Annotated in this window: 16 protein-coding genes; 9 read left to right on the top strand and 7 right to left on the bottom strand. The window is 59.1% G+C overall.

Annotated features, from left to right (window positions below; translation table 11 throughout):
* Positions 1–39: 39 nt before the first annotated feature.
* The 4 genes from C6366_RS14960 to C6366_RS14945 all read right to left on the bottom strand — a co-directional run bounded on the left by C6366_RS14960 (position 40) and on the right by C6366_RS14945 (position 2,449).
* Positions 40–966, bottom strand: coding sequence for a carbohydrate kinase family protein (locus tag C6366_RS14960; protein ID WP_107739318.1), 927 nt, complete (start codon positions 964–966; stop codon positions 40–42).
* A 122-nt stretch (positions 967–1,088) separates the two neighbouring features.
* Complete coding sequence (cutA, locus tag C6366_RS14955) at positions 1,089–1,415, bottom strand: divalent-cation tolerance protein CutA (RefSeq protein WP_107739316.1); 327 nt, start codon at positions 1,413–1,415, stop codon at positions 1,089–1,091.
* 11 nt (positions 1,416–1,426) lie between these two features.
* The gene (locus C6366_RS14950) at positions 1,427–1,705 is read right to left on the bottom strand and encodes a hypothetical protein (RefSeq protein WP_107739314.1); all 279 of its coding nucleotides are present in this window, start codon (positions 1,703–1,705) and stop codon (positions 1,427–1,429) included.
* Between the two features lie 279 nt (positions 1,706–1,984).
* Positions 1,985–2,449 (bottom strand): MarR family winged helix-turn-helix transcriptional regulator, encoded by a 465-nt coding sequence (locus tag C6366_RS14945; protein WP_107739312.1) that lies wholly within the window; start codon positions 2,447–2,449, stop codon positions 1,985–1,987.
* Positions 2,450–2,720: 271 nt separating this feature from the next.
* Here C6366_RS14945 and C6366_RS14940 point away from each other — a divergent pair, with 271 nt between their 5' ends.
* The 4 genes from C6366_RS14940 to C6366_RS14930 all read left to right on the top strand — a co-directional run bounded on the left by C6366_RS14940 (position 2,721) and on the right by C6366_RS14930 (position 5,475).
* Complete coding sequence (locus C6366_RS14940; protein WP_107739309.1) at positions 2,721–4,046, top strand: OmpP1/FadL family transporter; 1,326 nt, start codon at positions 2,721–2,723, stop codon at positions 4,044–4,046.
* Between the two features lie 198 nt (positions 4,047–4,244).
* Complete coding sequence (locus C6366_RS20335) at positions 4,245–4,469, top strand: hypothetical protein (RefSeq protein WP_233248524.1); 225 nt, start codon at positions 4,245–4,247, stop codon at positions 4,467–4,469.
* Positions 4,466–4,663 (top strand): ATP-binding protein, encoded by a 198-nt coding sequence (locus C6366_RS20330; protein ID WP_233248523.1) that lies wholly within the window; start codon positions 4,466–4,468, stop codon positions 4,661–4,663. Before C6366_RS20335 ends, C6366_RS20330 begins: the two co-directional genes overlap by 4 nt.
* A 38-nt stretch (positions 4,664–4,701) precedes the next feature.
* Positions 4,702–5,475, top strand: a complete 774-nt coding sequence (locus C6366_RS14930; RefSeq protein ID WP_107739305.1) for a response regulator — start codon at positions 4,702–4,704, stop codon at positions 5,473–5,475.
* A gap of 20 nt (positions 5,476–5,495) precedes the next feature.
* Here the strand turns inward: C6366_RS14930 and rnk are convergent, their stop codons facing one another.
* Positions 5,496–5,909: a nucleoside diphosphate kinase regulator gene (gene rnk / locus C6366_RS14925; protein ID WP_107739393.1), complete on the bottom strand. Its 414-nt coding sequence runs from the start codon at positions 5,907–5,909 to the stop codon at positions 5,496–5,498.
* Between the two features lie 170 nt (positions 5,910–6,079).
* On the opposite strand from rnk, the gene C6366_RS14920 reads away from it, so the two are divergent.
* A complete protein-coding gene (locus tag C6366_RS14920; RefSeq protein ID WP_107739391.1) occupies positions 6,080–7,672 on the top strand; it encodes an FMN-binding glutamate synthase family protein in 1,593 nt (530 codons plus the stop codon).
* Positions 7,673–7,867: 195 nt separating this feature from the next.
* Here C6366_RS14920 and C6366_RS14915 read toward each other — a convergent pair whose 3' ends face one another.
* Both C6366_RS14915 and C6366_RS14910 read right to left on the bottom strand, forming a co-directional pair.
* Positions 7,868–8,251, bottom strand: coding sequence for a response regulator (locus tag C6366_RS14915; protein ID WP_107739303.1), 384 nt, complete (start codon positions 8,249–8,251; stop codon positions 7,868–7,870).
* A 36-nt stretch (positions 8,252–8,287) separates the two neighbouring features.
* Positions 8,288–9,784 carry a sigma-54-dependent Fis family transcriptional regulator gene (locus C6366_RS14910; protein WP_233248522.1) on the bottom strand — a complete coding sequence of 499 codons (1,497 nt, stop codon included), beginning with the start codon at positions 9,782–9,784 and terminating at the stop codon, positions 8,288–8,290.
* Between the two features lie 106 nt (positions 9,785–9,890).
* Between C6366_RS14910 and C6366_RS14905 the strand changes: the two genes are divergently transcribed.
* From C6366_RS14905 to C6366_RS14890, 4 genes are all read left to right on the top strand, one after another.
* Positions 9,891–10,916, top strand: coding sequence for a sensor histidine kinase (locus C6366_RS14905; RefSeq protein ID WP_233248521.1), 1,026 nt, complete (start codon positions 9,891–9,893; stop codon positions 10,914–10,916).
* A 140-nt stretch (positions 10,917–11,056) separates the two neighbouring features.
* Complete coding sequence (locus tag C6366_RS14900) at positions 11,057–11,488, top strand: response regulator (protein ID WP_107739299.1); 432 nt, start codon at positions 11,057–11,059, stop codon at positions 11,486–11,488.
* 11 nt (positions 11,489–11,499) lie between these two features.
* Positions 11,500–11,910, top strand: a complete 411-nt coding sequence (locus C6366_RS14895; protein WP_107739296.1) for a response regulator — start codon at positions 11,500–11,502, stop codon at positions 11,908–11,910.
* Positions 11,907–12,314, top strand: a 408-nt coding sequence (locus C6366_RS14890; RefSeq protein ID WP_107739294.1) for a response regulator, incomplete at its 3' end; no start/stop codon positions are given. The genes C6366_RS14895 and C6366_RS14890, both read left to right, overlap by 4 nt.

Here is a 12,314-nt window from a genome sequence, read left to right as displayed (position 1 = left end):
AACCTCCCGTGGAATGTCGGTTTACGAGCGAGTCGGTGATCAGAAGTTTTCCGCGTACCTGGCCCAGAACTCGTCCACGGTGAAGCGATGCTCCTGGGTACCGTGGTGTTCCACGGCGTAGGCCGCGCTGGTCAGGGCGACCTTGGCGGCCTCGGTCACGTCTCGGCCCTCCACCAGGCCCTTGATCAACCCGGCCCGGAAGCAGTCACCAGCCCCGGTGGGATCGACCACCTTGGAAACCTTGGCCGCGGCCAGCCGGGTTTCCTCTCCGGGGCGAAGCACCAGACAGCCCTGCTCGCCCAGGGTGGTGATGATGGTCTTGACCCGGCTGAGCAGCTCGGCCCGATCCACTCCGGTGTTCTTCATGATCATCTCCAACTCGTAGTCGTTGGAAATGAGGATTTCCGCGCCGGTGAGCATCTCCAGCATCCGGTCGCCGGAAAAGGCCGGAATGTTCTGGCCCGGATCGAAAATGTAGCGCACGCCTTTTTCGCGGTAGATCCGGCTGTACTCGGCCATGTCCTGAAGATTGCCCGGAGCGACGACGGCCAGGGCGTCCTGAGAGACCACCGTCGAAAAGTCGTACTCCGAGGAATAATTCATGGCCGCGGGATTGAACCCGGTAATCTGGTTGTCGGACTGATCCGTGGTAATGTAGGCCGAGGCGGTCAGTTCGCCTGGAATGATCCGGATGCCCGTTTGGTCCATCTCCAGTTCCTCCAGCCACTGGGCGTAGCCGGCGAAATCCTTGCCGCCCGCCGAGGCCAGAATCCGGGGCTTTTCTCCCAACAGGCCCAGGGTGTAGGCGATATTTCCGGCCGTTCCGCCGAATTTCTCGTTCACGCCGTTGACAAGAAAACAGACGTTCAAAATATGAATCTTGTCCGGCATGATGTGATCGGCAAAGCGGCCGGGAAAGGGCATGATGCGGTCATAGGCGATGGACCCGGAAACGAGAATCTGCATGGTTGCCTCATGGTACGTGTTGGAAAATGAACAGGAAATAACACCAACGCCCTGGCGAGGTGATCCTCATAAGGTGGTTTGCCCCAGAGGGGATAATCGCATGGATTTCACAGAGAGAACATCTATCCAACCGCGGAAGCGGTTTCCCGTCCGATCCAGTCGAGAAAAGGCTGGTGGCCGTCGGTGAGGGGCCAGGAAACGATGCATGGGCAGTCATAGGAGTGAACGGCCTGGACACGCTCGGTCAGAGCGGACAACAGCTCGGCTCTGGTCTTGGCCAGAATCACCACTTCGCCACTCTCCTCCACGTTCCCTTCCCACCAGTAAAGAGATTGCATGTGGTCCAGAATGTTCACGCAGGCCGCCAGACGGTTGGAAATCAGCTCTTTGGCGATGGTCTTGGCCTGGTCCATGGATTCCGCGGTCATATAGACCATGATCGGTTGCATGCTCCGGCCCTCTAGGGATCAACCAGGTAACCCAAAACAGCCTTTTTCTCGGCGTCGTTCAGCATGTTGCGCTTGCCAAGCATCCGGTCCACGGTGCTCTCCCAGAATGCGAACTCCTGACCGAAACGACGTTCAATCCGATCAATAGTATGACAGCTGGTGCATCGTTCAGCTACCAGCTCCTTGCCGTCCAGGGGTTGGCCATGGGATTCAAAAGACACGGCAATCGTTGCCGCGATCAAAACAATACCAGCCATGGATAATCCGATAGTTGCTCTAAGCCTGTTCATTTTGTTTCTCCTTGACAATGTGAATCGACCTTATGGAAGACTGCGCATGTGGACTCGCCAAGCGAAATCATCACGCCCGGTCGCATCTGAACCGCAAAAACGGGAACCGAATCAGGCTATGAGCTTTCGGAAAAGAAAGCAATGCAGGCCATGAGAGGCCCCAAAACTCACGAGTATCCCGCCTCATCAATGGAGAGTCTTTTGGAGAAAAGGGATGATCCCGGGCAGGATTTCAGGTCGCTCATCCGCATTATAGCAGGGGCGCCGCGCACGGTGGCCCTACGGAGCGTCGTTCAGGTTGGAATAGATCAGGGACAAGACTTCCTTGAACTCTCCGATTTGCTTCTCGCTCAGGCCGCGATAGGCACGTTCGGCCAGCTGCCCGGCGACGCCCAGGATACCCTCGCGCAGGGCCCGGCCTTCGGCGGTCAGGAATATCCGGCTGCATCGGCGGTCGTGCTCGTCGCGCTGGCGCACCACCAACTGACGGCGTTCCAGACCGTCGAGAATACGGGTCATGTTGGTCATGTCCTTGAAGGTGGTCGAGGCCAGTTCGCGCTGCACTCCGCCCTCGTGGCTCCAAAGCCGCCACAGGACCACGCACTGCTCCGGGGTCACGGAATAGCCCTGCTCTTCCAGCAAGTGATGAAATTCCTTTTTGATGCGTAACGCCGCCCTGTTGACCAGAAATCCGGGAGAGTCCTCCAAGTCCATTTGCAACATCTTCTCCATCCATGAAGTCATTTAGTTGTCACTCCAATTATTGGTTGACTTTTTCCAGACCCGACAACATAGGCAGGCCTGTTGATGTATAGGCCGGGATCACCGCGTTCTGAAAGCTCGATGATTGATCACAAACGTGCCCTGCTTCGCCTTCAGCCCCGCCGAATACCTTATTTTCCCTCCGGAGAAAAAATGGTCCCGCGGCACGGGAACACTGCTCGGCGATAAAAGCACTGGGCGCGGTCGCGGCGATGATCCGTTTCCAGAATTGGCAACCGCAACAGGAGGACGTATGGCACGCACCGATGATTCGCAACGCTTCGGCATCACTCGAAGCCGCGCCCGTGGAGGGTACCGGGGAGGCTCCCTTGGGATATCCAAATTTATAGCCCTCGGCCTTGTCCTTGTTATGGGGCTGGTCGGCGTCGGCCCGGCCTACGGGGCGGGTTTTGCCCTGTACGAATTCGGGGCCCGGGGTACATCCATGGGGGGAACCATGATCGGGCGGGCGGACGATCCTTCGGCCGTGGCCTACAACCCCGCGGGAATCACCCAACTTGAGGGAACCCAGACCATGGTCGGCTTTTCCCTGGTGATGCCCGAAGGAGATATTGAAACTCCCGGTAATACCACCAGCATCAAGAGCAATACCTGGATCCCGCCCCATGCCTACGTCACCCGCCAGATGAGCGACAAAATCTGGCTGGGCCTGGGCATTTACAACAGATTCGGCCTGGGAACCGAGTTCCCGGAAGGCTGGCCGGGTGAGTACAATAACCTTTTTACACGTGTCAAATCACTCTCCTTCAATCCGAACCTGGCCTATAAGCTGACCGATTCCGTCTCCGTGGCCGTGGGCGCGGAGGTGATGTGGTTCGATTTTTACCAGAAACGTATGGTCGGCCAGGCCCTGGGGGGGATGCGCGCCGAACTCGAGGGTGACTCCTGGGGCGTCGGCGGAAACATCGCTCTACATTACAAACCCAGCGACACGTGGGCCCTGGGCCTAACCTACAAAAGCCGGGTCAAGCAGACCATCAAGGGCGACGCCACGTTCAAACGCAACCCCACGGCCATGGCCCTGGGCTACTTCAACAACACCTCCGCGGAGGGCGACATCACCCTGCCCGACTCCTTCGGACTCGGCATCATGTTCCGGCCGTTTGAAAAGCTGAGTTTGGAAGCCAACGCCATCTACACCCTCTGGAGCACCTACGACAAACTGGAAATCACCTACGGCGACGCCCTGACTCCGGGATCGCCCCTGGGCGACAACAAGGTTTCCTCGTCTCAAAAAAATTGGAACGATGTCTGGCGCTTTCAGTTCGGCGCGGAATACGACCTGACCGACCTGATCAAACTCCGGCTCGGCTACGTCTATGATCAGATTCCGGATGACGACGAATACGCCGACTACATGACCCCCACCAACGACCGGAACATCATCACCACCGGCCTCGGCCTGGCCTGGGACAACCTCAGCCTGGACTTCTCCTATTCCTATCTCTGGTTCGGCGAGCGCACCATCAAGGCACGACCGGCCGACGGCGTACTGGACAGCACGTTCAAGGATGGACGCACCCACCTGATCGGAACGAGCCTGAGCTACCGCTTCTAACACCTCCCGCAAAATATGGCCCGGCGCCCTCCCACGCCGGGCCCCTCTTCCCCCCTCTCGTCCCATTGGCCCGTCATTCCGGCCATCCTTGACCTTGGCCGTAATCCCTGCAAGAGAAGGGCACTTGCGGCATCATTGCCACGCCCCGCGCACCCGTAAACCGTTGCACCACAATACCCTAAATATTTAAGATTTTTTATGCCAAAAGTGCTTATCGCCGACGACTCCATGTTCCAGCGATTTGCCCTGACCAAGGCGGTCAAGGGACTCTGCTACGAGATCATCGAGGCCAAGAACGGCCAGGAATGCCTGGACGCCATGGCCGAAAGCGCTCCATCCTTCAGGAACGGATCGACGATCCCGATCTCGGCCCGGCCCTGCGCTTCCAGGTCCAAGACACCGGAATCGGCATTGCCGCCATGACAATGAAACATCTGTTTCAGCCCTTTTCCCAGACTGACAGCTCCTACGCCAAAACCTATGGCGGAACTGGCCTGGGTCTGGCCTTGTGTAACCGGATGGTGGAACTCTTCATGGCCCGACGGGCCAGCCTGGCTCTCAGCCCACCGCGCCGGACGGCTATCTACCCGCGTCATGCCTGCCGAAGGCATCGCTGAATGCGCCCCAGTCCCGACCAAACCAACAAGGAACGCCCTTGCCCAGCCCCTTGACGACGGCGGATGCCGTCGAAAAAAAAACGGTTCGCGTCCTGGTCGCCGAGGACGTGGACCTGAACCGGCAATACCTGGCCTTTCTTCTGAACCAGCAGGGATACCTCCATGACATGGTTTCCAGCGGCCTGGAGGCCGTCCAGGCCTTCCAACGCCAGACCTACGATATCATCCTGATGGACATCCAGATGCCGATAATGGACGGTCTGGAAGCCACCGCGAAAATCCGGGCCTTGGAGCGGGAGCAGGGGCTACCGTGTACGCCGATCATCGCACTCACGGCCTATGCCATGCCCGAAGAACAGGAGACGTTCCTGAACAGCGGCATGGATGGATTCGTGCCCAAGCCGATCCAGGGGGATACGTTGCAAACCGAAATCCTGCGTTTACTGCCAGTCCGCGTCTCCACCGCCCGCCCGCCCGTCTCGCCGCCGGTCTTCAACCTTCAGGACGTCAAAACCCGATTTCTGGGCAACGACAAGTTATGGCGAACAATTGTCCTGCGTTTTTCCAAGGAGGAATTGCCGGAATACCTGGATCAAATCCAGAATCTTCTTCAAGTCTCGGATCTCCAGGAGACGGCCCGACTGGCCCACAAAATCAAGGGAGCCCTGGGCACGCTCTGCGCCGACCCGGCCCGAAAAGCAGCCTTGGCCGTGGAAAAAGCGGCCAAGAGCGACAATAGCCGGAAAACGGAAGACGCCTTGCGCGCGCTTCTCGCGGAACTGAAACGCATCCCCGAAGCCCCTGTAGCGTAAGCCCGACCCCTTTCCTCCGGCTATGAACAAAAGTCTCCCGAACGCTCGGGCTGATAAATCACGTCCATGATCGCAACCCGCATCGTTCCTCCGCCGGGTCGCGGCCATTCGATTTCATCTCCCTGGGTCAGCCCCAACAGTGCACTACCCACCGGGGCTAGAATGGATATCTTTTGCCCCTGGGAATCCTCGCTACCCGGATAGACCAAGGTCATGACGAACTCCTCCCCGGAGGGTTCCACCCGAAACTTCACGGTGGAGTTCATGGTCACCACGGTCCCGGGGAGCTCCTCCGGGGCGACGACCTTGGCCCGCTCCAGTTCGGCCTCCAGTTCGCTCATGCCGGGAAACGAGTTCGGTGAAAGCGAGTCCAGCAACGTTTCCAGTCGCTTGGCATCCACTGACGTCACGATGATATTTGGTTTGTTCCGCACGATTTCCTCTCGTTGATCAGAATGGTTGTTGTACACGGCAAAGGTCATCAAGCCCATATTTCTTGAAAAGGCAAGCCGAAGGAGATTTCGTCTCCCTCTTGCCTTTCCTCCCTACATTAATGTAGGAAATCCGGGTTTGTCCGCACTAATGTCTCTTTTTGGAGGAAAACATGAATCTTAACAAACCCAATGCCAACGAAGCCACCCAGAGCTTCAACCGCTCCAAGAGCGTCGTGGCCATGAGCGGGATCTGTACCCGCTGCGTGGACGGTTGCCGGGGCAATTGTGAAATCTTCAAGTCCACGTTTCGCGGACGCGAAGTGATCTATCCCGGACCGTTCGGCAAGGTCACGGCCGGCGGGGACAAGGACTATCCCCTGGACTACTCCCACCTGAACATCCAGGGCTACGCCATGGGCGCCAAGGGCATGCCCGAAGGCGTGGAGCCCGGACCCGATACGGCCCTGTTTCCCAAGGTGGACACCCGCACCGAATACGGCTGGAACTCCAAGACCTCCATGGAGGTACCGATTTTCACCGGAGCGCTGGGTTCCACGGAAATCGCCCGGGCCAACTGGGAGCATTTCGCCATGGGTGCGGCCATCAGCGGCATCAGCCTGGTCTGCGGCGAGAACGTCTGCGGCATCGACCCCGGCCTGGAGTTGAACAGCCGGAACATGGTCGTCAAGTCCCCGGAAATGGACCGGCGCATTGCGGTTTATCGCCGTTATCACCGCGGATTCGGCGAGATGCTGGTCCAGATGAACGTGGAGGACGGCCGACTCGGCGTGGCCGAATACCTGATCGACAAGCACGGCCAGGAGTCCATCGAACTGAAATGGGGCCAGGGCGCCAAGTCCATCGGCGGCGAAATCATGGTCCACAGCCTGGAACGGGCCCTGGAACTGCAACGCCGGGGCTACATCGTCACCCCGGATCCGTCCGATCCGGTCAACCAGGCGGCCTTCAACTCCGGCGGCATCAAGGAATTCGAACGGCACAGCCGGTTGGGCTTCATTTCCGAGGAATCCTTCATGACCGAGGTCCAGCGGCTGCGCAAGCTGGGCTACAAGCGGATCACCCTGAAGACCGGGGCCTACGGCATGCGCGAACTGGCTCTAGCCATGCGCTGGAGCAGCAAGGCGGAGATCGATCTGCTGACCATCGACGGCGCACCCGGCGGCACGGGCATGAGCCCCTGGCGGATGATGGCCGAATGGGGCGTGCCAAGCCTGTACCTGCACACGGCGGCATACAAATTCGCCAAGCATCTGGATGGACGTGGCCTGCGCGTGCCCGACCTGGCCTTTGCCGGAGCCTTTTCCAGCGAGGACGGAATCTTCAAAGCCCTGGCCATGGGCGCGCCGTACACCAAGGCGGTCTGCATGGGCCGGGCCCTGATGATCCCGGGCATGGTGGGCAAGAACATTGCCAAATGGATGATCGAAAAGGATCTGCCCAAGACCGTTTCGGCCTACGGGACTACCCCGGAGGAAATCTTCACCGACTATTCCAAGGTCAAGGATCTGGTGGGTGCGGACGAAATGCCCAACATCCCCCTGGGCGCGGTGGGTATCTACAGCTACTGCGACCGGATCAAGGTCGGCCTGCAACAACTCATGGCCGGAGCCCGCTGCTTCAACCTCCCGTCCATCACCCGCAACGAACTGATGTCCCTGACCGAGGAATGCGCAAAACTCACCGGCATCCCCTATGTCATGGATGCGTACCTGGACGAGGCCATGAAGATTTTGAACAGCTGAGAATCTTTGGTTTCAAAACGAAACACAAAAGGGCGCACGATGGTGCGCCCTTTCTTTTTCATGTCTTGACGTTTTCACGGCTTTTCACGGGCACCGACTTGACTTGAGGAAATGTGAAAAATGCTTCCCGGATTTTTGTCGGATGCGAGAGTGCACTCGCCGTCAAGCTTTGATTCGCCATCATTACGACGCACCCTACCCTTCCCGCAACCGCTTCCGCTCCACCGCCTGCCGGACCTTTTGGAGCAGTTCGTCCAGTTTGGCGGGTTTCATCAGGTAGTCGAAGGCTCCGAGTTCCATGCCTCGGATTCCGGATTCCACGGAGGCGTGTCCGGTGAGCATGATCACCTCCACCAGGGGCCAGCGATCCTTGATTTCCTGGAGCAGGTTCAGGCCGTCCCGGCCGGGCATCTTCACGTCCATGACCACCACGTCCATTTCGAGGCGTTGGAGCAGTTCCAGGGCCTCGTCTCCGCCGGCGGCTCCGTGTACGTCGTAACCGCGGTGTTTCAAACGCTTGATGATGGTGGATAAAAAATCCGCCTCGTCGTCCACCAGCAGCATTCTGACGTCTTCCATGCCCTTGTTCTCCTTGAGAATGGCCGCTACGGCGCTTCAGGTATCCAACCCCAACAGCTTCATTTTCCGCCACAAGGTGCTCCGCCCCCAGCCCAGGGCGTCCGCGGCTTGACCGCGCTTGCCTTTGGCCAGCCGCAACGCTTCCAGGATCATCTGCTTTTCCATGTCCTTCCAGGTCGCGCTCATTGGGACGCCCAGGGGAACGCTTGGTGGATCGGTCGGGTCGGAGGGGTTTCCTCGCCCTTGCGCCGTTTCACCCCATAAATGATCGTTCGGGCCGGGTCGAGCCTCGTCGGGGAAACCCCTTCGGTTCTTGCTAGCGGCGACCAGGCTGGAGGAGGATTCGGCCTCGGGACGTCCTTCCCGAAGCAGGTAGTCCGGCAGATGGGAGAGCTGGACCATCTCCGTGAAACAGAAGGTCGCGGCATATTCCACGATATTCTTCAATTCCCGTACATTACCGGGATAGTCGTAGTCCAGCAGGACGTCCAGGGCTTCCGGGGAGAAGCCAGAGATGGTCTTGTTGGCCTGCATGGCCAAAGTGCGCAGGAATTGGTCCAGAAGCCGCCGCACGTCGCCCTCGCGTTCGCGCAGCGGCGGCAGATGGATCCGGATCACGTTCAGTCGAAAAAGGAGGTCGCTGCGGAATTGTCCGGACCGGACCATGGCTTCCAGATCCCGCAGGGTCGCGGCGATGATTCGAACGTTGACCTTGGTTCCCTGACCACTGCCCAAGGGAAAAACGGTTTTGTCGTCCAGAAAGGTCAGGAGCTTGGTCTGCAGCCCCAGGGGCAGGTCCCCGATTTCCGTAAGAAACAAGGTTCCGTTGTGAGCCAGCTTGAACCGTCCGGGCTTGCTTTCCGTGGCCCCGGTAAAAGCTCCTTTTTGATGCCCGAAGAGTTCGGACTCCAGAAGCGTTTCCGGCAGTGCCCCGCAGTTGATCTTGATGAACGCGCCCTTGGCCCGGTCCGAGGCCAGATGTATGGCTTCGGCGATGATGTCCTTACCAGTCCCGGTTTCACCGGTGATCAGCACGGAGGAATCCGTCTGCCCGACCATGGGCATGATATGAAAGATGCGCTCCATCTGGGGACTGTTGCCGATCAGGTGTCCGAAGCGGGCGGCATGCTCGGCTTTCCAGGACCATTCACCGGAATGTCGCATGTTCTCAACGGTTTCCAGGTACCCGCAGCACCCGCCACCCACGTCTGTCAACGGAGTCACGGTGATTCGAACCGGAATTTTCTTGCGATCCCGGTTGATGATGTTTCCTTCCAGACAACAGGGCGCCGTCTCCTGGTCAAACCGCTCCCGCTCCACCGGACAGTTCTCAATGCACACGACGTTACGCAAAACATGCGCGCAACGGATTCCGCGGGCATCCCGTCGATCAAAGCCGGTCAACGCTTCCATGGCCCGGTTCACGGCCACGATCCGTCGCTCCCGATCCAGAATCATCGCGCCCAGCGGGATTTCATCCAACAATCCCTGAAACGAAACCGCCCGGGAAAACAATCCATGTATTTCAGACAATTCAAGACTCCATTATCACAAGACGTCCAGCCACTTGAACAAATCATCAGCCAAGGATAAAGGCAACCATAGCTGACTTGCAAGGATGAATCCCAAGGAATGGCCCATGCCCGAACACGCTTCCCGACTTCGCTCCAAAACGGTGCTCATGGCCATCGGCTTCGCGACCCTGCCCTACCTGGCCGCCATGACGGTGTTCTGGCTCAGCCTAGCATCCTCACCGCCCGCCATTCTGGCCCCTGAAAGCTACACCCTGCGCGTCATTCTGGCCGGACTCCTCGGCATCGGCCTGTTCGGCATCGGCGCGGCGATAGGTCTGCTACGCCGTTGCCTGGCTTGCGAGGCGATACGAGAGTCCTTGGCCATGGAAACCATGAGCGAGCAGTTCATCGAAGCCGGGAAAATGGCCTCCATCGGCGAACTGGCCGCGGGCATCGCCCACGAAATCAACAACCCCGTGGCGATCATGGTCGAAGAGGCCGGATGGATGGAGGACCTGCTGCAGGAAGACGCCGAAATGGCCGACTCCCGGAACTTCGACGAGTTGCGCCGGGCGTTGGGTCAGATCCGAACCCAGGGCGCCCGCTGCAAGGACATCACCCACAAGATGCTCAGCTTCGCCCGCAAGTCGGACCCGCGGATGCAGGAGGTGCATCTCGCCGCCATGATCCGGGACGTCGGCGCCTTGTCCGAAAATCACGCCCGATACGCCAACGCCCGAATCGAACTGAACTTGGCTGAGGACCTGCCGTCCATCACGGCTTCAGCCTCGGAAATACAGCAGGTTCTTCTGAACCTGTTCAACAACGCCCTGGACGCCCTGGAAGGCAAGGGGGGGGCGATCACCGTCACAACCCGCAAGGTCGGGGACGCAGCCGAAATCGCCGTGGCGGACACGGGCATGGGTATTCCCAAAGCCAACCTTTCCCGGATTTTCGATCCCTTCTTCACCACGAAACCGGTGGGCAAGGGTACCGGCCTGGGACTTTCCATCTGCTACACCATCATCAAGAACATGGGCGGCGATATCACCGTGGCCAGCCAGATCAACGTCGGCACGACCATCACCATCCGTCTCCCCTTGACCAAGGACCAAAAAAAGCAGAAAGTTACAGAAATCGCGAGGACATGATCACGGACAGAAAAACGCGGCCGCTTCGTAATCACCCCCGCACCTATTTGTGAAAAATTTACCGTGCGTCAATCCCTCGCCGATATCCGAAATGGAGACCCTCGTCTCACCCTTTGAACACCCAACCCCGGAGGCTGCACATGTCACTGGCCAAGATTCTTCTCGTGGACGATGAAGTTCCATTCGTGGACACCATGGTCAAACGGTTGTCCAAGCGGGATTTCGAAATCTTCACCGCTTACAGCGGACAAGAGGCCCTGGATCAACTGGACAAGCACCACGACATCGACATCGCGGTCCTGGACGTGAAAATGCCCGGCATGGACGGGATCGCCACGCTCAGGGAAATCAAGAGCCGCTTTCCCCTGGTCGAGGTGATCATGCTCACCGGTCACGGCACCGTGGAGTCGGCCATCGACGGCATGAAGCTGGGCGCGTTCGACTACCTGATGAAGCCGGCTGAAATCGACGACCTGGTGGAAAAGGTCAAAAAAGCCGAACGGATCAAGCGCGAGCGGGAAGAAAGGATCCGTGAGGCCGAAGCCAGGGAAGTCATGCATCGACGAGCCTGATTATTGAATCCATGCCCGCCGCGCCCCGGACCTCCTCCCTGGCGGCCCTTCACGTCCTGCTGGTGGACGACGAACAGGGCTTTGTCGACGTGCTGGCCAAGCGTCTGCGCCGACGCGACGTCGCCGTGACCTCCGTCCTCTCCGGCAAGGAAGGCGTTCGCGCCCTACGCGGACGATCCTTCGACGTCGCCGTGCTGGACCTGAAAATGGAGGACTTGGACGGCATCGAGGTGTTGAAGATCTTCAAGATCCTGGACCCGGCCATGCCGGTGATCATTCTGACCGGACACGGTTCGGAACAGGCCGCCAGGGAAGGTCTGGCCCTGGGAGCGGCGGATTATCTGATGAAGCCATGTGACCTGGACGAACTGCTGAACAAGATCGGCGCCCTGGCACCCCTTTCAGGGGCGCAAGCCGCGTGAAGCGGACCAGCGTGCTGGTGGTGGACGACCAGGACGATTTCCGAGATCCTCTGGTCAAACGGCTGCACAAGCGCAATTTCACCGTCCGCGGGGCCCAAGGGGGCCGAACGGCCCTGAAAATGATGGCCGAGGACCCCGCGGACGTGGTGCTTCTGGACCTGGGCATGCCGGACATGGACGGCTTGCGCGCGCTCCAGATGCTCAAGCAGCGCCACCCCGCCACCCAGGTCATCGTTCTCACCGGGCACGCCTCTTTGGAGTCCGCCCAAACCGCCCAACTCCTCGGTGCGCTGGACTACCTGATGAAGCCCGGCAATTTGGACGAGATTCTGTCCAAAATCAATGAGGCCGTGCGCACCGGCGTCCGGTCGGACTCCCCCCAGTCTGATCCGCCGTCCCCGCAC

It is taken from the genome of Desulfonatronum sp. SC1, from assembly GCF_003046795.1.
GTDB lineage: Bacteria > Desulfobacterota > Desulfovibrionia > Desulfovibrionales > Desulfonatronaceae > Desulfonatronum.
This window is presented reverse-complemented; position numbering and strand designations above follow the sequence as displayed.

Excerpts from the sequence above, each read along its gene's own strand:
- C6366_RS14960 (WP_107739318.1), bottom strand. The coding sequence starts at position 966 with ATGCAGATTCTCGTTTCCGGGTCCATCGCCTATGACCGCATCATGCCC.
- cutA (WP_107739316.1), bottom strand. The coding sequence starts at position 1,415 with ATGCAACCGATCATGGTCTATATGACCGCGGAATCCATGGACCAGGCC.
- C6366_RS14950 (WP_107739314.1), bottom strand. The coding sequence starts at position 1,705 with ATGAACAGGCTTAGAGCAACTATCGGATTATCCATGGCTGGTATTGTT.
- C6366_RS14945 (WP_107739312.1), bottom strand. The coding sequence starts at position 2,449 with ATGACTTCATGGATGGAGAAGATGTTGCAAATGGACTTGGAGGACTCT.
- C6366_RS14940 (WP_107739309.1), top strand. The coding sequence starts at position 2,721 with ATGGCACGCACCGATGATTCGCAACGCTTCGGCATCACTCGAAGCCGC.
- C6366_RS20335 (WP_233248524.1), top strand. The coding sequence starts at position 4,245 with ATGCCAAAAGTGCTTATCGCCGACGACTCCATGTTCCAGCGATTTGCC.
- C6366_RS20330 (WP_233248523.1), top strand. The coding sequence starts at position 4,466 with ATGACAATGAAACATCTGTTTCAGCCCTTTTCCCAGACTGACAGCTCC.
- C6366_RS14920 (WP_107739391.1), top strand. The coding sequence starts at position 6,080 with ATGAATCTTAACAAACCCAATGCCAACGAAGCCACCCAGAGCTTCAAC.
- C6366_RS14915 (WP_107739303.1), bottom strand. The coding sequence starts at position 8,251 with ATGGAAGACGTCAGAATGCTGCTGGTGGACGACGAGGCGGATTTTTTA.
- C6366_RS14905 (WP_233248521.1), top strand. The coding sequence starts at position 9,891 with ATGCCCGAACACGCTTCCCGACTTCGCTCCAAAACGGTGCTCATGGCC.
- C6366_RS14900 (WP_107739299.1), top strand. The coding sequence starts at position 11,057 with ATGTCACTGGCCAAGATTCTTCTCGTGGACGATGAAGTTCCATTCGTG.
- C6366_RS14895 (WP_107739296.1), top strand. The coding sequence starts at position 11,500 with ATGCCCGCCGCGCCCCGGACCTCCTCCCTGGCGGCCCTTCACGTCCTG.